This window comes from Sporosarcina sp. (genome assembly GCF_029257255.1).
Lineage (GTDB): Bacteria > Bacillota > Bacilli > Bacillales_A > Planococcaceae > Sporosarcina.
Map to the genome: position 1 here is coordinate 77,596 of NZ_JARICI010000018.1, position 22,364 is coordinate 99,959.

Below are 22,364 nucleotides of genomic sequence, written 5' to 3' on the forward strand. Positions count from 1 at the left end.
ACTGTTTGTCAGTCACATAAACTTATAGAACAGAAGACGAGAAAGAAGGGGTTCTATGCTTACATTTTTATCATCCATCGTCTTGCTAATCGTAGGGTATTTAGTATATTCAAAAGTGGTTGAACGCGTTTTCGTTATTGACGATTCACGAAAAACACCTGCCTATACGAAAGCAGATGGTATGGATTACGTACCGATGAGCTGGTGGAGAGGCTGGCTTATCCAATTATTGAATATCGCTGGATTAGGGCCGATTTTCGGAGCGATTGCTGGAGCGTTATATGGTCCAGTGGCGTTTATTTGGATCGTGTTCGGCAGTATTTTTGCCGGTGCAGTTCATGACTATTTTTCGGGAATGTTGTCTTTGAAGCACGGAGGTGCACAATTCCCTAAAATAGTGGGGGAATATTTAGGTGATATTGCCCGACGATTTATAAATGTGATTTCAGTAGTGCTGATGGTGCTAGTAGCGGCGGCTTTTACAGCAGGACCGGCACAGCTCATATCTTCCATCACGCCATTGACATTCATGGTCTCACTTATTCTGATTTTTGGATACTTTGTGTTAGCTGCTATTTTACCAATCAATAAAATTATCGGACGACTGTATCCGGTGTTTGGCATTGTGTTGATTATAATGGCTGTGGGGATTGGTGTCGCTTTACTGTTCGGCCCAGAGAAAATACCGAATTTGACAATGCAGAACTTGCATCCTGGTGAATTACCGATTTGGCCACTCTTGATGGTGACCATTTCATGTGGAGCAATCTCCGGTTTCCATTGCACACAAAGCCCAATTGTTTCAAGAACAATGAAGAAGGAATCGGAAGGCCGTAAAGTTTTTTACGGTGCGATGATTGCAGAAGGGGTCATTGCAATGGTTTGGGCTGCGGCAGGAATGACGTTTTTCGGCAGCACGTCGGGCTTACAGGCTGCTTTGGCTGCAGGCGGTCCAGCTGGAGCGGTGAATGAAATTTCCAGTACACTGCTAGGTTCATTCGGCGGATTATTGGCTATATTGGGTGTCATTATTTTACCTATTACAACGGGCGATACGGCACTCCGTTCTGCAAGGATGATCTTCATGGAGGCCACATCGAAGTGGTGGGACCCGAATAAAAGGTGGGTCATTCTAGTTGTCACGCTGTTATTAGGTGTTCCCATGTTTTACTTGTCAACAATTGATTATTCATTCTTATGGCGCTATGTGGGCGGTACTAATCAGTTAGTTGCCGCGGTTATGCTGTGGACAGCTACTTCTTATTTACTGAGAGAAAACAAAGCCCATTGGATTGCAGGAATCCCTGCACTCTTTATGACTGCAGTCGTTGTTACGTATTGGATGTATGCACCAGAAGGCCTTCACTTAGGTTACGGACTATCCGTAGGAACAGGAATTGTCGTCTCAGGAGGGATTGGCGTATTCTATGCATTGAAAGTCTTCCAAGCTAAACAGCAACGTACATTAGTAGATGTTGCATAAAATGAGAAGAGGGCTGACCGGAAATTTCGCGGGCAGCCCTTTTTTTATTGGGCGATGCTCATATGATGGTCGCCAACGCTCATACATTCTGTCAGCCGCTCATAGCCGCAGGAAATTCGCTCATACACACCTTTCAAATAATCATAACTTGTCAGCGCTCATACCCGCTATCAGCGCGCTCATTTTCACACTTATACTCAGGTTTTCTTCGCCAAGCTGTATGTTTTCTATCATTCTATATGGGGTATCTATATGGAAAAAGAACAGGCGGGGGATAGCGGATGAAGAAACTGTATACAGGGTCTTTATATTGGGAAACGACGTTTGAAAGAGAATTACTTGGTTCTGGTTCCAGTGAGAGTGAAGATATATATGATGTGATAATTATAGGCGGCGGAATGTCCGGCGCACTTTGTTCGTATGTGCTGTCACAGGAAAACTATTCAATTTTGTTGCTCGAGCAGAATGAAATCGGCTCGGGAAGCACTGCGGCGAACACTGGTTTACTGCAATTTTCCAATGATATTATGCTGCATGAATTAATAGAGCAGATTGGGGAAAAACAGGCAGTGGAGTTTTATTATTCATGCAAACGGGCACTCCAGCAGCTGAAGAAAGTGGCGGATGATGCACCGTTTGATGTTCAATTTCATACGCGGGACAGTTTGTATTATGCCAGTACGGAAGAAGACGTGCCGAAGTTGCGAAGAGAGTATGAGGCATTAAAGAAGCATGATTTTCCCGTAGAGTTTTGGGAGCGTGAAGATATTGAAACGCACTTTCCTTTTTCAAAGCCTGCCGCGATTGTGACGGCAGGTGATGCGGAAGTCAATCCACTTCGTTTATGTGCGGGGGCTATTCACTATGCCGTTGAAAATGGTATGGATGTTCTTGAACATGTGGAAGTTTTAGAGATTCGAGAAGCGGAGCGCTACACTGTGGTCAGAACAACTGATGGAGATTTTCGGGCGCGGAACGTTGTCGTCACAACGGGTTATTCGCCGGCACCCGAAGCGACTATTGCCCAAAAAGAGTTGAAAGTTACATATGCTGCGGCTACACAGCCTTTTGAAGATCTTTCTTTCTGGCACAACCGTATGTTGATTTGGGAAACCGAGCGGCCGTATTTATATATGCGTTTGACAGATGATCAGCGGATTGTGGCGGGCGGGCTTGATCAGGATACGGATCACCTGTCGAAAACTGAAGAGGAAGTCGTGAATAAATTTGCAGAACTGAAACAGGAATTAGAGAAACTCTTCCCTGATCAAGCTATTCAGTTAGATTATGAGTGGACCGCATTGTTCGGAGAATCGACAGATGAGTTGCCTGTCATCGGACGTCATCCCGAAGAGCCGCATGTGTATTATCTAATTGGATTAGGAGGTAACGGAACCGTATATAGCATGCTCGGTGCCCATTTGATTCGCGATGAAATGAAAGGGAAACTAAACCCCAATGAGACAATAGTAGAATTGGAGCGATAAAAACAGCGGGCCATGATGAGTTTGATCATCATGGCCTGCTGTTTTCACTTAGTTATTCGCATAAATCATCCGTATATGCCCCGGTAGAATCTTGATATGCTGAATGTGGTCGTCATAGATTTCGCCGTCCATGTCGATTTTTTTATTTGTGGGCTGTACAATCTCCAGTTCATCCGTTTGAAAATACTCAAGCTGATCGAGCTGATTACTATCTGTAGCTGGATTTTGAAGTTTAAACAGTTCGCGTAGTGAAGAAAAGTTTGAGTCGCGCACAAGCAAGACATCCAGTTTTCCATCCATTGGAGAAAGTGATGAAATCGGCAGTTCAGTTGTGCCGATGAAGCGACCATTTAATACGAAGAGTAATATGGTTTCACCTTCAATTAACTCGCCGTTAACTGAAATTTTATAGGTGAAAGATTCAGCCTGATTGATGGTGCGCAATGTGCTGAGAAAATAACTAATCGGACCTAATTTAGCTTTTTCGCCGTCATTGATGTTCTCAGACGTCTCGGTAACGAGTCCGATTCCCCAAAAATTCATGAAGTACCGGTCGTCCATCCTGCCGACGTCGGTATCGAAAATAGTACCATTCATCAGAGATTCTGCTGCCCCCCGCAGATCTTGCGGCAGGCCCAGTGTTCTGCTGAAATCATTCGAAGTTCCACCCGGCAATATCGCGACGATTGGTCTGACTGGAAGGGGAGCGATGCTGTTGAGACAAGTATGCACCGTGCCGTCACCACCTAGAATGATCAGCAGATCCACTTGATTACTATAATGAACGCAAGCTTTCTGCAGCTCTTCTTTAGATTTCGTATTCATCAATATCAGCTCATCCACAGCCTGCGTAAGCACCGGGAGCGTGTCAGCCAGTTTTTTCTCGCTATCAGCATCGCCTGCACTGCGGTTATACACAAAAAGCGCACGATTGAAATGAAGCATGCTCTACACTTCCTTTTTAACAAGGTTATTCCCTGTAATGATAGGTAGGAAACTAAGAACATTTACATACCAGAATAAGATTACTGAGCCAGACGCCGCAATCTTCTGTTAAAATATAAGATAACCATAGAACACAAGGAGAGGAAGATCCCCGAATGAACCGAATATCATTGCGAATGAAAATGTTCATTTTTTCATTTATTCTTGTGTTCTTCTCTGTTGTCACGAGTGGCGCCATTATGATTCATAATATATCTGGTGCGTTTGAAAAGGAACTCGGTTCACGCGCCATTGCGATAGCCCGTACGGTCGCTCAGCTGCCAGATATTAAGCAGCAGGTCGGAAAGGCAGACGGCGCTTCCGTTATTCAGCCGATCGCGGAGCGGGTCAGGCTCGCGACAGATGTCGATTACATCGTAGTGTTTGATATGGACAAGATCCGTTTTTCTCATCCATCAGAGAGTAAGCTTGGCACTGTTTTTGAAGGCGGTGATGAGCAGGCTTCGCTGTCGGAGCATGAATATGTATCAAAAGCGCAGGGAGTCATGGGGTTTGCAATCCGTGCGTTTGTTCCCATCATGGATGAGGATGGTGTGAAACAGGTAGGTGTGGTATCTGTAGGGATACTTTCACCGACTTGGCAAAGTTTATTATATGACTATAAAAATGATATTCTATTTTCACTGATGAGCGGTCTGCTTATTGGGCTGATTGGTTCCTTGTTCATTGCCAATCATCTGAAAAAGCAGACATTAGATATGGAGCCTTATGAGATCGCTCGTCTAGTAGAAGAGCGGTCCGGTATGATGCAGTCAATGGATATTGGTATTTTGGCTACCGATGAAAAAGAACGGATTGTTTTCATGAATCGGCTCGCCCAGCAGTATACGGGCCTAGAAAATGAAGTGATACCGGTCGAAGAAGCGTTCCCAGATACGTGGCTGACCAATGAATCCTTGCGAAATGAAGAGGAAATTGCGTATCGCCCGTTACTGCTTCATGACACGATGATGCTCGTAAGAACTTTTCCGATCATTGTCAATGAACAGCGCGTAGGTTCTGTAATCATGATGACAAATCAAAAAGAAGCACACAGCCTGGCGGAAGAACTGACAGGAATCAAGTCACTCGTTGATTCGCTGCGCTCGCAAAATCATGAATATATGAACAAGCTGCACAGTATAGCGGGGATGATTCAGCTGGATCGCTCACAAGAAGCGCTGAATCTGATCATCGATGAAACGTCAGATGAACAGGAAGTCATGCAGTTTTTGAAAGAACGTATTTCGGACTATTCGATTTTGGGTATTCTGATCGGCAAGCGTTCTCGTGCAAAAGAGCTGGGTGTGTTGTTTACGATAGACGATGAATCCTATTTGTTTGAAGTAATGACTGGATTTTCGAGTGGTGATATCGTTACAATAATTGGGAATTTAATTGATAATGCAATGGAAGCGTGTTTATTGGAAGAAGAGAAGGAAGTTACTCTGTTGATAGAAGGGAATCGTGATTTTCTCTTTATTGAAATAGAAGATAGCGGATGCGGTTTACCTCCTGAAGCGGAAAAGATGTTTGATTACGGTTTTAGTATGAAAGAGAAAGAAGGCAGAGGAATCGGTTTGGCATTAGTTAAGCAAATCATGGATTCCAATAAAGGAACGATTTCTGCGCGCTCGCAATCAGCCGCAGGATCAATCATTACTTTGAAAGCAGGTGAACGAAATCATGGCTGAATTAGCTGTATACATCGTAGAAGATGATCCGATGGTGCTGGAAGTGAATAAAGGATTTTTACGGAAGTTAGGCGGTTTTAAATTAATTGGCGAATCAATGGAAGGAAAGCCGGCAATCGAACAAATTCGCGAACTGCAGCCTGATTTAATTTTATTGGACATGTACTTGCCTGATATGACAGGAATGGAATTGCTGAAGTTGATCCGAATGGAAGGTGTTTCTTGCGATGTAATCATGATTACGGCAGCCCGGGATGCCCTTACCATTCAGGAAGCGCTGCGGTTTGGCGCCGTCGATTATTTGGTGAAGCCATTCCGTTTCGAACGATTTCAAGAAGCGCTTCTGAAATTTAGTAAAAATCATTGGAAATTTCATTCGGTTGATAAATTGAAGCAAGAAGATATCGATGTGTGGATGGGCAGTACTAGGAAAGTGTCTGAACTGCCAAAAGGACTAAATGAATTTACGATGGAGCAGGTTCACTCAGGGCTGAAAAATGAGGGAGTACCGCTAACTGCCGAACAGTTGGCACAGAAAGTTGGAATGGCGAGAGTAACTGTGCGAAAGTATCTAGATTTCCTTTCGATTGATGGGAAAGTACATATCGAGCTTCAGTATGGGAATATAGGACGTCCGACACGTTATTATTCCGTTAAATAGGATGTAAGGGTGGGAAAGGTATATACCATAAAGACCATAATGTCCATTAACTTCATAATGTTGTATTTCGGCGAAGATTACTTAAAATATAAATTATCAGTCTACTACTGATTGAGGAAGGAGCATGAGTTTCGATGTATGCTCTTACAAGAACTATTATCGTGATGATGGGCTCGCTCGGATTGCTTATTTTACTGTCAGGCTGTCAGCAAACTGCTTATCCCGACGATCATGAACAGTTAAGCAAGGAAGAGCGTTTAGTTATTCGCTTTTCACATGTAGTAGGCGAAGACACGCCTAAAGGTCTGGCAGCAAGAAAATTTGCCAGACTGATGAAGGAACGAAGTAATGGATATATAGAGGTGCAAGTTTTTCCAAACAGTATCTTGTATAAAGATGGTGAGGAATTGGAAGCGCTTTCGAATGACGATATCCAAATGATCGCCCCTGCCACGTCGAAAGTGACTTCGATTGTACCGGAATGGTCTGTATTTGACTTACCTTTTGCCTTTGACAGCTATGAAGAAGTTCATGCTTATATGAAAGGCAGGACCGGTCAAGAACTGATTGGAAAACTGGACCGACAGGGTTTAGTCATGCTGGGAATGTGGGATAACGGTTTCAAACAGCTGACAAACCGTGACTTTCCTATTAATAAGCCAGTAGATATTAAAGGTCTGAATATGAGGATCATGCCCAGTGATATTATTGAGCAGCAATTTGAGCTGTTCGGTGCATCAGCTATGAAGTTGGACTTTAATAACGTATTTCAGTCATTGGACGAAGGTTTGATTGATGCACAGGAAAATACGATGTCCAATATTACGAGTAAGAGTTTGCATTACAGGCAGGAGTACATGACTGTCAGCAATCATGGGTACTTAGGATATGTGCTGCTGATGAACAAAGAATTTTGGGAAGGTCTTCCCGACGAAGTACGTTCATTAATTGAAGACACATTAACCGAGGTAAGTGATTGGCAGCAGGAAATTGCCCATAAGTTAAATGATCAGGAACTCTCCAAATTGGAAGAATGCAATTGCATCGAGATATATCATCTCTCCGATGAAGAGAAACAGCAGTGGGAAGAAGCTTTCAGTCCAGTTTACGATTTTTATCGGGGACGGTTTGGAGCTAAAAATATAAATTCACTTCCAAAAATAAAAGGGGGAAATAAGGAATGAAGAAATTTCTATTACTAGCGTTAATCAGTATGTTTGCTATCGTGGCAGCAGCTTGTTCATCTGATAAAGACTCTTCATCAGGTTCAAGCGACGGCGAAAAAGATACATCTTCTGATAAGCCAATCATCATCAAGTTTTCACACGTTACAGCAATTGACAGTGTTAAGGGGAAAGCAGCAGATCGCTTTGCTGAGTTAGTTGCAGAAAAGACTGATGGAAAAGCGAAAGTAGAAGTATACCCGTCTTCACAGTTATACGGAGATGCGGATGAGTTAGATGCATTAGTTTCAGGTAACGTTCATATGATCGCACCTTCTGTTACTAAAATGGTGAAACTAGATCCTCGCTGGCAGTATGTTGATATGCCTTTCTTGTTTGAAAATCAAGAGCACGCTCACAAGTTCTTCGAAAGTGACGTAGCACAAACAATTTTAAACAGTGATCAGCTGAAAAATAACGACATTATGGGATTAGCATTCTGGGAGAATGGCTTCAAACACTTCTCAAATAATAAGCACGAAATGAAAGCACCTGAAGATCTTAAAGGATTAAAATTCCGTGCACAGGCAGGAAAAGTTCTTGAGTCTCAGTTCAATGCATTAAAAGCAGGAAGCGCAACGATTTCATTCGGTGAAACGTATGCAGCTCTTCAACAGGGGACTGTTGACGGACAGGAAAATACATTCAATAACTTTGATACACAGAAATACTCTGAAGTACAAAAATACTTGACAGTAAGTGAGCACGGCCGTTTGGATTACGGAATCTTCGTTAACAAAACATTCTGGGAAGGCATGCCAGAAGACATCCGTGCACAAGTGGAAGAAGCTTTGAAAGAAGCAACTGAGCTTGAGTGGCAGCTGGCTAACGACGAGAATGAAGCAAGCTTTGAAAACATCAAGAACTCTGGAAAAGTTGAAGTTACTGAGTTGACTGAAGAAGAGCGTCAGAAGTTTGTTGATGCACTGCAGCCGGTATACGATGAGTTCTCTGATGACATCACACCTGAATTGCTTGATGGAATCCGTGACTTGAAATAAGAAGTATTGACATCTAAGTGGGGAAGCGGAAATCATAGTGCCTGTTTTAAACAGGGATATGTATGCCGATCTGATAACCGGATCGGCATTTCTCTTTTCATTGGCACAGTGCATTACTTGTCGTCTTTTGAATGTGTTTTCCAAACTGGCAGTTAAAGTTGGAAGGACGACCAGTACTGCACTTACAGCGGTTGAATAGGTAAAGAAGGGGTGTGCTAGACATTGAAAACAGTTCACAAGATTTGGAGAGGCATTGAAGAAATTTCAGCAGGAACATTTTTCTTCGGCGGTATTACACTCATTTTTTATGGTGTTATTATGCGATACGGTTTCAACTCACCAAAAGCATGGGTAGAAGAAGTCGTACGTTATGTAATTATTTGGGGAGTTTTCTTAGGCTTTGCAATTGCGTTGCGTCATAACCAGCATATCCAGGTTGATTTGCTGTATGATAAGATGCCTCAGAAAGTACAGAAGGTTATTGATTTATTCGCTACAAGTGTCAGTATTTTTTTCTGTCTGGCGTATACGTATTATGGTTATGTGCTAGTAGAAGCACGATTCCATTCCGGTATGGTATCACTTGATGTAGGGATTCCTATGTGGATCGTCTACTTGATTCTGCCGATTTCCGGCTTACTATTTACATTGCGTTTTATCGAGAGACTCGTTCATCTGATACGCGGAAAGGATGTAAAATATGATAATCCTCTTACTTAGTATTTTCTTTATTTTACTTCTTTTACGTGTACCTATTGCAATCAGTCTGGCGCTGTCTACAATGGTTGTACTTTGGCAAATTGACTTTAATATGACAATGGTTCCTCAGCGTATCTTTACGGCGCTGGATTCATTCCCGATGATGGCCATTCCAGGTTTCGTACTAGCAGGGGTACTGCTTGCACGCGGTGGGATATCGAAGTATCTCATCGAAGCACTGAAATCTTGGGTCGGTCATTTACCGGGCGGACTATCCGTTGTAACCATTTTAGCTTGTATGATTTTCGCTGCTATCTCAGGGTCAAGTCCTGCAACTGCAGCAGCTATTGGTTCCATCATGATTCCTGCGATGGTGAATGCAGGATATGACAAAAAGTATTCTATGGGACTTATTGCAGCAGCAGGTACGTTAGGTATCTTGATTCCACCAAGTATTCCATTGATTATCTACGGCATTACTGCAGAGGTATCGATTGGTAAACTATTTATGGCAGGGATTATCCCGGGAATCCTTTTAGGAGGAGTCTTGATTGCTTCTGCTATTTTCTATGCGAAGAAAAACGGTTATAAGAGTGAGACGAAAGCAACTTGGGAAGAAAGAAGAAAGAGCTCACTTAAAGCAATTTGGGGAGCATTCCTTCCATTCTTGATTTTAGGAAGTATTTACAGTGGAGTCGTAACGCCGACTGAATCCGCTGTTATCGCAGTATTCTATGGTATTGTAGTTTCCGCATTTATTTACCGCGAACTTCATTTCCGGGATATTCGCCCGATTATTATTGAATCTATTAATATTACTGCGATGATTTTCTTGATTATCGGAGCTGCAAGTTTGTTTGGTCTGTACTTGACGAACGCTCAGATTCCACATCACATCGGTGCCTGGATAGCAGAAAGTAATCTGAATAAATGGGTATTCATTTTAATTGTAAACTTGCTGTTATTTGTGCTTGGTATGTTCTTAGAAGCTGTATCCATTATTTTAATTACACTGCCAATCCTATTACCTATGCTAATCCACTTTGATATCAATTTGCTGCACTTCGCGATCATTATGACAATCAACATGGAGCTGGGTATGATTACACCGCCTGTTGGTCTGAATTTATTTGTTGTGAGCGGTATAGCAAAAGAGAAGCTTGGAGATGTCGTAAAAGGGGTCATACCATTTGTCGTTTTAATGATTCTGGTATTGGTTCTTGTGGTACTGTTCCCGCAGCTGTCGCTTTGGTTGACGGAGCAAATGGATTAATAAGTAGGCCCTTCAGTGAAATTTTGCTGGAGGGCTTTTTAGTTTGAATCAGTTATTTTTGCTTAAACTAGGGTAAGGATACCGTTTCCTTGCGTTTCAGGCGGACGATTATCTTGCTGGACCGCGGTGAGTCAAGCGGACAGCGAGGGGTTCGCTTTGCCTTATTTCTGCGTTCTTTACAGACGTTTAGGCAGTGATGCACTTTGTCCAGCTGGCTCATAGCGAAAGGCAATTTTCCAGCGCTGAAGCGGGTTTAAACTGCAATATAAATGTCTAACTGTAGCCAGCCTATAATATATAGAAAAAGTTTACCCATACAGCCAAGAAGGGAACGATAAGTGTAGAGGAGTGATAACAGTTGGAGATATATACAGTCGGACATTCTACACATACAAAGGAAGAATTTCTAAAATTGCTTGATGATGCTGGCATAGAAAAACTGGCGGATGTGAGGGCTTTCCCGGGCAGCCGGAAGTTTCCGCACTTTCATAAGGATCGAATGAAAGAATGGCTTCCTGAGCATCAGATTGCGTACGAGCATTTTGGGAAGCTTGGCGGCCGCAGAAGAAAATCTAAGACAGTTGATTCTGAGATTAATGACGGCTGGAATAATCAATCCTTCCATAACTATGCGGACTACACGCTGACAGATGAATTCCTGGAAGGTATTGAACAGCTTATGAAAGAAGCAAAAGATGAGAAAATCGCAATTTGCTGTTCGGAACGGCATCCGGCCAGATGTCATCGGCTGGTCATAAGCAATTGGCTTGCAGAGCATGGCTGGAATGTGAAACATATTATTGACGGACTAAAAGAGCAGACCCTCATTGAAAATCATGAAATAGGGAAGTGGGGACCGCATGATGTAGAACTGTCTGAAGATGGTTCAGTCACATATCCCCATGAAGAAGGAAAATAACTGAAAGCCTTTTGTAACTGAAAAGGGCGTCCAGTTATTCATAAAGAGTTTTTTCATGTGATCCATCTGCGTGGAATACAGATAAAATACCATCCTGTTCATTGGCATATTTTTTTGCTTTTTCAAGCAGTCCGTACTTCGTATCGTCTTTGTAAATGACGTGATCACTATTTGGCTTTTTGAATACCCATTCGTCATTTCCCGGCTTCACTTCATAATGAGGGCGGCTGTCACTTTTACCTTCTACATATTCATGTGCTTGAGAAGTAGCAATAGAGATCACGCGTCCTTCTTCGTAATTCTCTCGCAAAAGAGCGTTGGCAATTTCAATCGCTTTATCACGTACCTTTGAATCAAGATTCTTCATTGAAGCGGGATAATCATTTTTGCTCCATGGCATGTGCGGCCTCCTCCTATTTCACAAGTTCCCGTTTATACAATAAATAAACCAAAAACACCGCGATCAACCAAAGATCGCAGTGTTTTTGGTATGTATCCGCTCTTCGACTAAGCGGTACGATATTATTAGACGTTTTAGTTTCTTCGCTATCACAAACCCAGCTGCACTAAACTTCAACCCAAATCCGTTTGTGCAATTGGTGTTACTAATAGTATAACCTGTGAGGGAAAAGAATAAACACAAATCATCGAACTGTGATGAATGTCATGTTACTGTAGTGTTTGGCATGAGAATGAGATAAATTACAGGAACCTTTCATTACGTTAGAATATGAAAAACCTCCTAACTTTATGCATAGAAAGTTAGGAGGTTCTCTTACATTAATTTTGAAATAAATATTGTCGCGATACCGAAATAGATCAACAGTGATAGAATGTCGTTAATCGTCGTAATGAGTGGGCCGGAAGCAACGGCCGGGTCTACATTAAATTTATTAAGGATCAGCGGGATGAAAGTACCCGCAATTGTACCAATGATCAGCGTAGCGACTAGTGAGGAACCGACAACTAGTCCGAGCGTGAAACTGCCTTGCCATACATATGCAATAACAGAAATCACCGCACCACAGACCACACCGAGTATAATACCGACAATTAATTCGCGTAATACCAAATGAAGCGACTTTTTCATCGTCATATCTTCAGAAACTAAACCGCGGACGACAACAGCGAGTGATTGTGTACCGGTATTACCCGTCATCCCTGCGATCATCGGCATAAAGAAGGCAAGTGCGACGACTGCCTCCAGTGTTTCTTCAAACCGGGAGATGATACTTCCTGACACGAGTCCAATGAAGAGCAACAGAATAAGCCAGGGAAGCCGGCGATAAGCAGCAGTCAGGGGAGGGGTATGGAAGTCGATCGATTTACCGGAAGCAAATAGCATCTCGATGTCTTTATTTGCTTCCCGTACAACGATATCGAGCACTTCATCGGCTCTGATAATCCCCACAAGGATACCCTCTTCATTTACAACAGGAAGAGAGACGAAGTCGAAACGTCCGATTAATTTGGCGACTTCTCCTTGCTCTGTCGTATCCAGCACCTTGGCGATAGACGTTTGCATAATGTCCTTCACGCATGTATCTTCCTCTGCGAGCAGTAAATCTCTGTAAGATAATACACCGACAAGCTGTTTTTCATCATTAATAATATAAACATAGTTCAGATAGTGGGCAAAGGCTTCATAATGTTTTAACTTTTCAACTGCTTTCCCCACGGAGTAGGATTGGTGAACCCACACATAGCGTGTGGTCATAATACGACCGGCAGAATCTTTTGGAAACTTTCTCCGCTGTCGGATATTTCTTTTTTCTTCCTGACGCATTTCTGCGATCAATTTCTCTACTTGTTTATCAGGAAGGTCTGATAGTAAAAAAGACAAGTCTTCGCTCTTCATTTTGTCGAGTAATTCGGTAGAGCGGGTCGGTCCGACGAGTTCTAATGCGCGTAATTGTTCATTTCTCGATAAAAATCCTAACATTTGAATGAAATTTTCTGTTTCGAGTACTTCAAGAAAGAGTGTATGGCGTTTTCTTGAAAGGCGCCGATATTGAGCAGCCACTTCTGTAGGCTCCAGTTCTTGAATCGCTTTATTCAAGGATTCCAGGTTTCCGTCTTTAATCAGCTGGATTATCGCTCTTGAAATATCATCTCTATTTTTAGTCAATGGCATGTTCAGCACCTCGTTTACGTGTAAATAGTTGTTGTCTATGTACTTATCCCCCGAATACCTAGAAAAGAAACAAGAAATAAATGAGAACCAGGGGAATAGGCAATAAAAAAAGAGCTTCCGTTTAAGGAAGCTCTTTCGTAAGTTTATCAGATAAAAGGTTCTCTGCCACGGTGGTGGGAACGATTAACGGGCTCTGTTCTGTATCGACATAGGTATCTCTAGCTCGCGGATCTGCATACGTGTACCCGCCCGGTTTGTTTATATTAATGGATCATACAGCTCAGAATCGACTAAAACTAAGATTTTTCCATGTTCAAAATGTTCATTATAGCGGTGTGCTTCTTCGTCAGGGATCCCCATTCCAATTAAAGCACCAGCCAAGCCGCCTATACCGGCACCGGCTGCTGCACCGGTAATACCCGCAATAATCGGGCCGGCAGCGATGATCGGTCCGACACCAGGAATCGCCAGTGCGCCTAATCCGGTTAATACACCGCCGAGTCCGCCAAGTAATCCGCCGGTAGCTGCACCGGTTGCGGCACCTTCACCTGCGTGGGTATCTGTTTCTTCTACTACATGATCTACTTCAGCGGCATCTTTACTGATGACCGAAATTTCATCTGCTGTATATCCTTGACGTTTTAAGTTTTCAATCGCTGCAATCGCTTCTCTGTCTGTATCGTAAGTTCCTACTACATGTCGTTTCACCATAAAATAGTTCCTCCTCTAGATTTTGTTGTCTATTTTCTTGCTACTAAAAATCTACCCTGTTTCCAATAACATAAAACGTTGTATAAATAATGGAGGTTCGACATGGATAGGGGGATAGTAGAGAAACTCGACAAAACTTAATGAAATCTTCTGTCAGTACACCATGCTTGTAACATTAGACTTTTCTTTGTAACCGATTCGACTGATTACTGTAATGAAACTGTAACAGTGCGTTGGTAAGCTATACCTATCAAAAAAATTAGGGGTGGCATATTGAAGAAAGTTTTATTTTCGTTAGCAGTAGCCATGATGATTACGATTTTTACGAGCGGGATGAACGAGACGTCCGCGGCAGCTTCTGTACACACAGTTAAAAAAGGTGATACATTATATAAAATTTCACAGATGCATAAAGTGTCTGTAACGAATATAATGAAATGGAATAACTTGAAATCCTCATTGATTAAGCCGAATCAAAAGCTACGTCTAGTAAAGCCAGCTAAAGTTGCATCCAGTACCTCTTCAAAAAAAAGTAAGTTACCTTCACGTAATGATGATGGGGTAGTAAAAGAGTTTACGGTTAGCGCAACGGCGTACACTGCTCACTGTAACGGCTGTACCGGGGTAACAAAAACTGGCCTAAACTTACGTAAGAATCCTGACTTGAAAGTAATTGCTGTGGATCCGAGTATTATCAAATTAGGAACGAAAGTACATGTCGAAGGTTATGGCTATGCGATTGCCGGTGATATTGGCAGCGCAATTAAAGGCAATAAGATTGATGTGTTTATTCCAAATAAAACACGTGCGTACCAATGGGGCCGTAAAAACGTGACAATAAAAATTCTTGATTGATTAAAAACCTGACCCAGCTTTATATAGCTGAGTCAGGTTTTTATGTTAAGCAGGATAGGAATACAGCAAAAAAGCATGAATTCTTTACTAAAAGAATTCATGCTTGGATTATACGAATGACACTAATTGATTTTTTCCGTTTCGTTTTGCTCTATACAAGGCTAAATCGGCTAAGTGGAATAAATCCTTAAAACTTTTTACATCGCGCATATGATTATCAGCAAGTCCGATACTAATTGTAATTTGATCGGAAATATCAGGGTGTCCCAGTGATAGCGCTTTCACCTTCTTGGCAATCTCTAAGGCTTTTTTCTTGGCATTCTCTAAAGTGATACTTTTCATGACTAAGACAAATTCATCTCCGCCGAAGCGTCCCAATAGGTCATCTTTGCGTATTTCAGAAGAGCAGATCTTTGCCACTAATTTAATGGCTTCGTCACCGGCTAAATGGCCGTGTGCATCATTAATGACCTTTAAGTTATCCAGATCAAACGCAATACATACGATCGAATCTTTCGTAATAACAGAATCTGCCAGCCATTTATCAGTGGTTTCTTCTAGATACTTACGATTATATACACCTGTCAAAAAGTCGATATGTTCATTTGTCTTTATAGCAGAATTTTGTAAACGAAGTTTTAATTCCAGCGAAGCTTTTATCCAGTTTTGATTTTCGACCTCGTGCAGTAAATCAATGTATTCTTTTTGTATGAGTGCCAATTCATCAAAGCTACATAACTTTTCTGCCAGAGCAATCCGTTTTTGCTGGATTTCTTTCAAGAATACATAATCGTGAAGCAGTTCTTCTTTCTCCTTCGCGAGCGTGTAAAATCGAAATGCTTCTGTAGGGTGTTCGAGCAATTCATGAAGACGGCCTTTTAAGATTGTTAGAAAAGCTTTCTCACGTGGAAAATCATCTAACTCAGACAGCTGGTTCAAACAGTTTATGCTTGTTAACGCAACATCACAGCGCTCCAGGTTAAGAGAAGACTGTATCAAATGCAAATGTGCCCTAACAGAAAGAATCAATCGATCACCTGAATACAAGTTGGCAAACTTCACAGCTTGTTGTGCTGCTTTCATCGCTTCAGGAAACTTCCCTAGTTTGTTTAATGCATAGCTAAGATTGCTGTAAGCGATACCAACATAGATAAAGTCTTCAATTTCCAAAGCGATGGACAGAACATCCTCAATCAATTTTCTACCATGCTCATAGTCAGAAGCGAATGTACTCACGAAATATTGTAAGTAGAAGGAACGCATCCAATCTGATTTTGTTCCAAATGACAGGCAACTTTCATGGTGTGCTTCAATATGAAAGAGTACTTTTTCGAAGTTGCCTACATAGTAATTTGCAAGAGCACTAATATAATGCGCTGATAAAATTGCTTCTGCATCAGAAAGTAAAATTCCTTTCTCCAATAACTCCGCAGCGGCTTCCGTTACTTTGTCATAGTGACCTTCACTTCTATACTGAATAATTGAACGTTGCAGAGAAGAAATCTCATGTTCAATAAGCATATTAGTCCCTCCCCCCATAATCTCTTTGTTATAAATTAGGACTAAAGTCTCTGTAGATGGAAGTCTTATTTGCTATTATTATAACACATCTTACCATAAATATGACAATGGAATACAGTTATTTGTAAATAATTAGATCTGAATCACATCGCTCTGGTTTTTTATACCCTAACCCAAAAGAAGACAAACGTCCTATTATGAGTTTAAAAGATAAGATCTTTAGGTAGTAAGGCACATATTATTTATGTTGTATATTTTTGAAGTGCTGAATGAATATTTCAGGCTCATCTACAATTTCGAAGGTGAAAACACCCTCGTGTGTATGAAGATAAAAGAGTCCTGTTTGACCGGAGAAAGGGCGGTAAGACACATCAAATACATTCTCAAGAGGAAAAGTACGGTGAGAAGTAGTTATGCGATCATGAAATAAGCTAATGGAATGAAAAGATTTTTGATAGGTTTGTTCCAAACGGTCAACGACTCGCTGGATTGAGATATATGAAAGGGACTGAATAAGCTGTTCTGACGAATGCCTCATATGAAAACCTCCTGTTCGCAGTATCATATCATAAATCAGCTGTTTTTTGATAACAATCAAATGTCGGGAAACGATAGCCCTGCAATAGAACTAAGCGCGCCGAATGGAGAGAATAAGCTGAACTGTGCCTGCGAACAGAAGGAAAACAATAGCTCCTGTCATATCTAAGTAAACATCTTGTATCGTAGCTGTGCGTCCGCCTGTTAATGATTGATGCAATTCATCAGCACAGGCTAAAATCAAGGTGATAAGAACAGCTCCTAATAAGCGGCCTTTACGTTTTGGAAGCAACCAGTAAATCACGAGAGCTAAAAAGCCGAATGTTAAAAAGTGAGCAGACTTGCGGATTAAGAACTCCACAAAATAATAGTAACCGCGTTCTTCAACGGTAATAGAGCGGTCCCAATAAGAAAGCTCTAATTGTGCTAACTGATTTTTCCCGGGCTCACCGGGAAGCAGCTTTTCAAGGGTCGTTACCAGGGATTGCTGCTCATACGTCTGGCTTGATGAAACAGCCAATCCGATTAGCAGTGAAAGCAGTAATAGAAAGGCGAGTAATTTTTTCATACTTGGATTGTATCATAAAAGGTTAAATGCATAAATTTTTGGGCAGATAAGTCTTCAGTTAAAATATGCAACTGAAGACCTTTTTATTATAGTATTTTGAATTAGTTTAGTCTGTTAGAAAGGACTCAAGAACGTATGTCTTTACATAATTGGACTATAGATAAACTTAAGGTTAGCAAACGTTTATTTGAATCTATATATGATAGGAGTTTTTTAATCTTTGTTTAGAAGGTTTAGATTCTACTATAGGAATACATGGAGTCTCTTTCAGCAATCAAGAACATCCGAGAAAACTAGGCATGGAACCTTAACGACAACAATCTATCAAACAACCTTTGTTCTATATAATACTATAATTGTTTGCAACCATAATACCGACAGTATTTATAGAATGATAGATACTATTTCACAACAACTTAAACCTAAAATTCCCATTACCAATTGTGAAAGGATATGCTAGAATTTAACTCGAGTGGTTAAAAACATCTTCTTATTTTCTTTCACCAAGACATAATTATTTTGGGATAAAGTAAATGATTATTAAATTGTGAAGAGGGTATAAAAGTAAAAGAGCGTTTTTATCTGGTTCAATATAAAATCCAGGTACAAACATGCCAACGTATGTTTGATACTGCTCAGCGCTTCAACCAACAGTAAAAGCATTAAAGGAGGAAGTTTTTCATGAAGGTTCAATCGAAGAAATATTCTAAATACTTAACAGGTGTAGCGTCAGCTGCATTAGTCGCATCAGCGGTGGCACCAGTTGTCAGTGCAGCAGACTTTAATGATGTTAATAAAGACAGCTCCCATAAAGAAGCAATTGACGCACTATCAAAAGCTCAGATTATTACTGGCTACCCTGATGGTTCATTTAAACCAAGTAGAACTCTAACCCGTTCTGATGTTGTGAAACTAATGGGGAAGTGGCTAGTTTCTAAGGGATATGAAATTCCTAAAGACTATCAGACTAATCTCCGTTTTAAAGATATGACAGGAAAAAGTGATGTTGAACTATTAAAATATGCTGCTATTGTTAAAGACAATAATGTCTTCAAAGGATATGAAGACGGCACATTGAATGCTGCTGGAAACATCACACGTGAAAATATGGCACTAGTTCTCGTCCGTGCGTATGACGCTGTGAATAATACTGATCTAGTTAGCTACGTGAAGGGTCAAGAATTTAATAAAGATGTTGTAGATATAGCAAAAGCCAAAGAGGAATCACATCCTTATATAGATGTTCTTGATTATTTCGATATTACAAATCCAGAAGCACCAAACTTCAGACCAAAAGAAACAACAACTCGCGCGCAATTTGCTTCATTCTTATATAAAACTAGCAATGTAGTTAAACCAGAAGTTGAAGAACCGGTTATTGCTGAGGTAACATCCGTAGAAGCGATTAGCGACAGCGCAATTGAATTAAAAGGAACAAATTTGCAAGTCTTAAAAGCAGAACAAATTTCTATTGAAGGCAATGAGCCTGTTTCATATAAAGTGAATTCGGACGGAACGAAGGCCACAGTCGAATTAAAAAATGAACTGGTTTCCGGAAAAGAAGTGAATTTGACAATTAATTCAAGCAAGCCTGAACTTGATATGTCATTCAAGTTTACTTATGAAATGAAAGTTGAGACGGTTACTGCTGGCACAGCAATAGTAAATGCAGCAACTGGGGGTCAGATGCTCAGTTTCCTTATTAATAACGACCCTGTCGACTATGACAAACTGAAAGCTGCAGGTTATACCGTGGAATTCCAAACAACTAAAAACGGAATTTTAATAGATAAAGCGACTGGTGAATTAAATCCAACTAGTTTATTAATCAACACTGACTTCTCCTACAAAGTAATTGTTACCAAAGGAGATCAAAAGTTCGAATCAGATTTAAAGAAAGTAGAGGTAGTTGATTATAAAGAGTATATTTCTTCGTTAGATGAAGTGACAGTAAAGCAAGGAGAAGTTGCAGCAGAAAGTGGTAAATTAGCAATTGACCAGGCTGGTGATGTATTTGTAAAAGCTGTTAAAGGTACTGCTGCTGATGGAAAAGTTGTAGATAATCCGACTTCAACATATACATCTTCAAATCCAAGCGTAGCTACAGTGAATGCTGCCACGGGCAAAGTTGAACTAATCAGCACCGGGCAAACAGATATTATCGTAAAATCAGGTAGTGCTTCTAAAACGATACCGCTGACAGTTGTGGCCGGCGAAAGAAAAGCAACGGCAGTGACAACTGAGTCAAATTCGTTAAACGTATTGGCTAATAAGAATACAATTGTTGATGTAGTTGTTAAAGATCAATTCAATGATCTTTATACTGGTAGTTTAACGATTGAAAGTAAAGATGAAAATATAGCTAAAGCCACTATTAGTTCATCAGACGAAGGTAAATCTAAAGTAAACGTAGAAAGTTTGAAAACAGGAACAACTGATCTTTCTATTAAATCAGGCGATAAAGTTCTATTAACGATGACTGTGAATGTTTCTAATGACGAAAAGACAGCAACTAGAAAGCTTGAAACTATATCTAAATCAGATGATTTACAGTTAGATGTTATGAAAGGCTCTACTGACAATTCAGTGAAATTAGCTTGGAAACAGTTTAATGAGCAGGGCTTCTATATCGGAAATGAAAACGTCAGCAATGGATCATATACTGCAACATCTTCAAATGATAATATAGCGACTGTTTCCTTTGAAGGCGAAAATAATGAAATTATTGTTAAAGGAATTAAAGAAGGTACAGCGACTATTATAATTAAAGAAGGCAGCGTAACTAGAGCGACTGCTGAAGTTAAGGTAGTCGATACTACACCTTCTATCTCCGCTGTGAAATTTGAAAAGACTGAGCCGGTTACTAAAGTTGGCGACTTTATCCAATCTGTCATAAAAGAAGAAGGTATTTCGCTTACTTCTAAAGAGCACTCTGCTAAAATCTCGAAAAATGGAACGATTTACATTGACCTAGACGGGAAAAACGGATATACATCAGCTGATGATATCAAGCTTGGTACAATTGCTACAAGCTACTCAGGTTCAGCGAATGCGATAAATCTAAATGTCATCAATGGTAGTATCACAGGTACTGCGACAGCTGGAGATAAAGGAACAATTGTTGTAAAAGTAAATCGTGACAAAGAAACAACACCAGTTGCCACTAGTCAAATCGAAGTAAATGTACCCAATAAATAATTAACACAATTCATGTACATGTAAACTAGCAACACCAAAGCTCGATTCCTTGAAGACGTTCAAGGAATCGGGCTTTTTTACGTTTACCGAGCTACTTACCAAGGGTGCAGGTAAAGTAGAGTATTTAAGAGTTAGAGAGGAGCGGACCTATGAGTTGGTTGGAAGGAATTAATTTTACGACTTCATTGGTTATTTTACTGATAATGGCTGTGTCGATCAGTATCGTAATATTCATGTACTTTTTTGTCCGCAGTCAGAAGCGACATGCTATTTTACGTAACTATCCTATATTAGGCCGTATGCGTTATATGTTTGAGAAGGCAGGTCCTGAGGTCAGGCAGTATTTATTTAATGATGATAATATCGGTAAACCGTTCAGCCGGGAAGAGTATTTACATATGGTCATGCCGGGTAAGTATCTGAGTAGTGTCATAGGTTTTGGATCTAAAAGAGATTTTTAGGAGCCTGGACACTATATCCGAAATTCTATGTTCACTATGCAAAATGAAGAAATGCGTGTGGATAATGAAAACTTGTAAAAGACGATGCGTTACGAGGGAGATTCAGATAATTTATTTTTTCGGAAAGAACATTGCGAAGAAGTAACCACGCTTCCCTGGCTGCTTCCAGAAGATGCAATTGTCTTAGGTCCTGACTGTGAACAGCCATTTGTTGTACGCAGCCTGTTAGGATAATCTGGCATGAGTTACGGTGCATTCGGGGAACGTACGATTGCTACGCTGTCAAAAGGTATCGCTATGGCACAGGGGGCATGGATGAGTGCATATGAAGGCGGTTTGTCTGATCATCATTTAGGAGGCGGTGCGGATATTATTGTGCAGATTGGATCTGGTTTATCCTGACTTCATTTCACTAGATAGGGCGGAAGGCGGCTCTGGCGCTACTTATCAGGATTTAGCTGACAGTGTAGGCTTGCCGTTACGTTCAGCATTAATTTTATTGGATGATGAATTGAGGAAGTATGGAGTGCGGGATTGAGTAAAAATCATTGCTTCAGGTAAAATTATTACGCCTGATAAAGCAACAATTGCATTGGTAGTGGGGGCAGATCTCATACAAGTTGCCAGAGGATTTATGATATCAGAAGACTGTATCATCGCAGAGCGATACATATCCTACAGGTGTGTCACAACGGATAAACATCTTCAGCGGGCACTTGTTGTGGAAGAGAAGAAGTTTCGTGTTACGAACTATATTCTGACGATGCGCGAAGGATTGTTCCGTGTAGCTGCAGCGGCCGGTTTGGATTCGCCGACAAGATTTGAACGGTATCATGCGTTTATAAAGATGAATAGGGAAGAATTCACTCTGTAGAATAAAAAAAGTACTCGATCACATCTGTAGTGACCCCTAAAAGTTAGAGTTTTATATTACGCAGCTAGTTGGCTGGTGTGT

19 protein-coding genes and 1 pseudogene are annotated in these 22,364 nt (G+C 40.9%); 14 read left to right on the plus strand and 6 right to left on the minus strand.

Going from position 1 to position 22,364, the window contains the following annotated elements; genetic code table 11:
- Positions 1-55 precede the first annotated feature (55 nt).
- On the plus strand, positions 56-1,483 hold the full coding sequence (locus tag Q1J64_RS04635) for a carbon starvation CstA family protein (protein ID WP_301107911.1): 1,428 nt from the start codon (positions 56-58) through the stop codon (positions 1,481-1,483).
- Between the two features lie 281 nt (positions 1,484-1,764).
- On the plus strand, positions 1,765-2,970 hold the full coding sequence (locus tag Q1J64_RS04640; RefSeq protein WP_301107912.1) for an NAD(P)/FAD-dependent oxidoreductase: 1,206 nt from the start codon (positions 1,765-1,767) through the stop codon (positions 2,968-2,970).
- A gap of 48 nt (positions 2,971-3,018) precedes the next feature.
- Here Q1J64_RS04640 and Q1J64_RS04645 read toward each other — a convergent pair whose 3' ends face one another.
- Complete coding sequence (locus tag Q1J64_RS04645; RefSeq protein WP_301107913.1) at positions 3,019-3,915, minus strand: YegS/Rv2252/BmrU family lipid kinase; 897 nt, start codon at positions 3,913-3,915, stop codon at positions 3,019-3,021.
- 155 nt (positions 3,916-4,070) lie between these two features.
- Here Q1J64_RS04645 and Q1J64_RS04650 point away from each other — a divergent pair, with 155 nt between their 5' ends.
- From Q1J64_RS04650 to Q1J64_RS04680, 7 genes are all read left to right on the plus strand, one after another.
- Complete coding sequence (locus Q1J64_RS04650) at positions 4,071-5,648, plus strand: ATP-binding protein (protein ID WP_301107914.1); 1,578 nt, start codon at positions 4,071-4,073, stop codon at positions 5,646-5,648.
- Entirely contained in the window at positions 5,641-6,309 is a 669-nt protein-coding gene (locus Q1J64_RS04655) for a response regulator (protein WP_301107915.1), read from the plus strand. The genes Q1J64_RS04650 and Q1J64_RS04655 overlap by 8 nt, the downstream gene beginning before the upstream one ends.
- 134 nt (positions 6,310-6,443) lie before the next feature.
- Positions 6,444-7,493, plus strand: a complete 1,050-nt coding sequence (locus Q1J64_RS04660; protein ID WP_301107916.1) for a DctP family TRAP transporter solute-binding subunit — start codon at positions 6,444-6,446, stop codon at positions 7,491-7,493.
- On the plus strand, positions 7,490-8,533 hold the full coding sequence (locus Q1J64_RS04665) for a DctP family TRAP transporter solute-binding subunit (RefSeq protein ID WP_301107917.1): 1,044 nt from the start codon (positions 7,490-7,492) through the stop codon (positions 8,531-8,533). Before Q1J64_RS04660 ends, Q1J64_RS04665 begins: the two co-directional genes overlap by 4 nt.
- A gap of 222 nt (positions 8,534-8,755) precedes the next feature.
- Positions 8,756-9,253: a TRAP transporter small permease gene (locus Q1J64_RS04670; RefSeq protein WP_301107918.1), complete on the plus strand. Its 498-nt coding sequence runs from the start codon at positions 8,756-8,758 to the stop codon at positions 9,251-9,253.
- Positions 9,234-10,505, plus strand: a complete 1,272-nt coding sequence (locus Q1J64_RS04675; RefSeq protein ID WP_301107919.1) for a TRAP transporter large permease — start codon at positions 9,234-9,236, stop codon at positions 10,503-10,505. Before Q1J64_RS04670 ends, Q1J64_RS04675 begins: the two co-directional genes overlap by 20 nt.
- Before the next feature lie 358 nt (positions 10,506-10,863).
- The gene (locus Q1J64_RS04680) at positions 10,864-11,424 is read left to right on the plus strand and encodes a DUF488 domain-containing protein (RefSeq protein WP_301107920.1); all 561 of its coding nucleotides are present in this window, start codon (positions 10,864-10,866) and stop codon (positions 11,422-11,424) included.
- Positions 11,425-11,458: 34 nt separating this feature from the next.
- On the opposite strand, the gene Q1J64_RS04685 is transcribed toward Q1J64_RS04680, so the two are convergent.
- From Q1J64_RS04685 to Q1J64_RS04695, 3 genes are all read right to left on the minus strand, one after another.
- Positions 11,459-11,824 (minus strand): DUF2188 domain-containing protein, encoded by a 366-nt coding sequence (locus Q1J64_RS04685; RefSeq protein WP_301107921.1) that lies wholly within the window; start codon positions 11,822-11,824, stop codon positions 11,459-11,461.
- 375 nt (positions 11,825-12,199) lie between these two features.
- A complete protein-coding gene (gene mgtE, locus Q1J64_RS04690; RefSeq protein ID WP_301107922.1) occupies positions 12,200-13,558 on the minus strand; it encodes a magnesium transporter in 1,359 nt (452 codons plus the stop codon).
- A gap of 258 nt (positions 13,559-13,816) precedes the next feature.
- The gene (locus Q1J64_RS04695; protein WP_301107923.1) at positions 13,817-14,269 is read right to left on the minus strand and encodes a general stress protein; all 453 of its coding nucleotides are present in this window, start codon (positions 14,267-14,269) and stop codon (positions 13,817-13,819) included.
- A 273-nt stretch (positions 14,270-14,542) separates the two neighbouring features.
- Here Q1J64_RS04695 and Q1J64_RS04700 point away from each other — a divergent pair, with 273 nt between their 5' ends.
- On the plus strand, positions 14,543-15,124 hold the full coding sequence (locus tag Q1J64_RS04700; protein ID WP_301107924.1) for a 3D domain-containing protein: 582 nt from the start codon (positions 14,543-14,545) through the stop codon (positions 15,122-15,124).
- A 108-nt stretch (positions 15,125-15,232) separates the two neighbouring features.
- Here Q1J64_RS04700 and Q1J64_RS04705 read toward each other — a convergent pair whose 3' ends face one another.
- A complete protein-coding gene (locus Q1J64_RS04705; RefSeq protein ID WP_301107925.1) occupies positions 15,233-16,645 on the minus strand; it encodes a GGDEF domain-containing protein in 1,413 nt (470 codons plus the stop codon).
- Positions 16,646-17,273: 628 nt separating this feature from the next.
- The gene (locus Q1J64_RS04710) at positions 17,274-17,750 is read right to left on the minus strand and encodes a VanZ family protein (RefSeq protein WP_301107926.1); all 477 of its coding nucleotides are present in this window, start codon (positions 17,748-17,750) and stop codon (positions 17,274-17,276) included.
- 681 nt (positions 17,751-18,431) lie between these two features.
- On the opposite strand from Q1J64_RS04710, the gene Q1J64_RS04715 reads away from it, so the two are divergent.
- The 4 genes and pseudogenes from Q1J64_RS04715 to Q1J64_RS16780 all read left to right on the plus strand — a co-directional run bounded on the left by Q1J64_RS04715 (position 18,432) and on the right by Q1J64_RS16780 (position 22,283).
- Positions 18,432-20,948, plus strand: a complete 2,517-nt coding sequence (locus tag Q1J64_RS04715) for an S-layer homology domain-containing protein (RefSeq protein ID WP_301107927.1) — start codon at positions 18,432-18,434, stop codon at positions 20,946-20,948.
- 149 nt (positions 20,949-21,097) lie between these two features.
- Positions 21,098-21,409, plus strand: coding sequence for a hypothetical protein (locus Q1J64_RS16770; protein ID WP_483315955.1), 312 nt, complete (start codon positions 21,098-21,100; stop codon positions 21,407-21,409).
- 240 nt (positions 21,410-21,649) lie between these two features.
- Positions 21,650-21,811 (plus strand): glutamate synthase-related protein, encoded by a 162-nt coding sequence (locus tag Q1J64_RS16775; protein WP_483315956.1) that lies wholly within the window; start codon positions 21,650-21,652, stop codon positions 21,809-21,811.
- Positions 21,792-22,283, plus strand: a pseudogene (locus Q1J64_RS16780) (glutamate synthase-related protein). The gene Q1J64_RS16775 and the pseudogene Q1J64_RS16780 overlap by 20 nt, the downstream one beginning before the upstream one ends.
- Positions 22,284-22,364 lie beyond the last annotated feature (81 nt).

Excerpts from the sequence above, each read along its gene's own strand:
- Q1J64_RS04635 (WP_301107911.1), top strand. The coding sequence starts at position 56 with ATGCTTACATTTTTATCATCCATCGTCTTGCTAATCGTAGGGTATTTA.
- Q1J64_RS04640 (WP_301107912.1), top strand. The coding sequence starts at position 1,765 with ATGAAGAAACTGTATACAGGGTCTTTATATTGGGAAACGACGTTTGAA.
- Q1J64_RS04645 (WP_301107913.1), bottom strand. The coding sequence starts at position 3,915 with ATGCTTCATTTCAATCGTGCGCTTTTTGTGTATAACCGCAGTGCAGGC.
- Q1J64_RS04650 (WP_301107914.1), top strand. The coding sequence starts at position 4,071 with ATGAACCGAATATCATTGCGAATGAAAATGTTCATTTTTTCATTTATT.
- Q1J64_RS04655 (WP_301107915.1), top strand. The coding sequence starts at position 5,641 with ATGGCTGAATTAGCTGTATACATCGTAGAAGATGATCCGATGGTGCTG.
- Q1J64_RS04660 (WP_301107916.1), top strand. The coding sequence starts at position 6,444 with ATGTATGCTCTTACAAGAACTATTATCGTGATGATGGGCTCGCTCGGA.
- Q1J64_RS04665 (WP_301107917.1), top strand. The coding sequence starts at position 7,490 with ATGAAGAAATTTCTATTACTAGCGTTAATCAGTATGTTTGCTATCGTG.
- Q1J64_RS04675 (WP_301107919.1), top strand. The coding sequence starts at position 9,234 with ATGATAATCCTCTTACTTAGTATTTTCTTTATTTTACTTCTTTTACGT.
- Q1J64_RS04685 (WP_301107921.1), bottom strand. The coding sequence starts at position 11,824 with ATGCCATGGAGCAAAAATGATTATCCCGCTTCAATGAAGAATCTTGAT.
- mgtE (WP_301107922.1), bottom strand. The coding sequence starts at position 13,558 with ATGCCATTGACTAAAAATAGAGATGATATTTCAAGAGCGATAATCCAG.
- Q1J64_RS04695 (WP_301107923.1), bottom strand. The coding sequence starts at position 14,269 with ATGGTGAAACGACATGTAGTAGGAACTTACGATACAGACAGAGAAGCG.
- Q1J64_RS04705 (WP_301107925.1), bottom strand. The coding sequence starts at position 16,645 with ATGCTTATTGAACATGAGATTTCTTCTCTGCAACGTTCAATTATTCAG.
- Q1J64_RS04710 (WP_301107926.1), bottom strand. The coding sequence starts at position 17,750 with ATGAAAAAATTACTCGCCTTTCTATTACTGCTTTCACTGCTAATCGGA.
- Q1J64_RS04715 (WP_301107927.1), top strand. The coding sequence starts at position 18,432 with ATGAAGGTTCAATCGAAGAAATATTCTAAATACTTAACAGGTGTAGCG.
- Q1J64_RS16770 (WP_483315955.1), top strand. The coding sequence starts at position 21,098 with ATGAGTTGGTTGGAAGGAATTAATTTTACGACTTCATTGGTTATTTTA.
- Q1J64_RS16775 (WP_483315956.1), top strand. The coding sequence starts at position 21,650 with ATGAGTTACGGTGCATTCGGGGAACGTACGATTGCTACGCTGTCAAAA.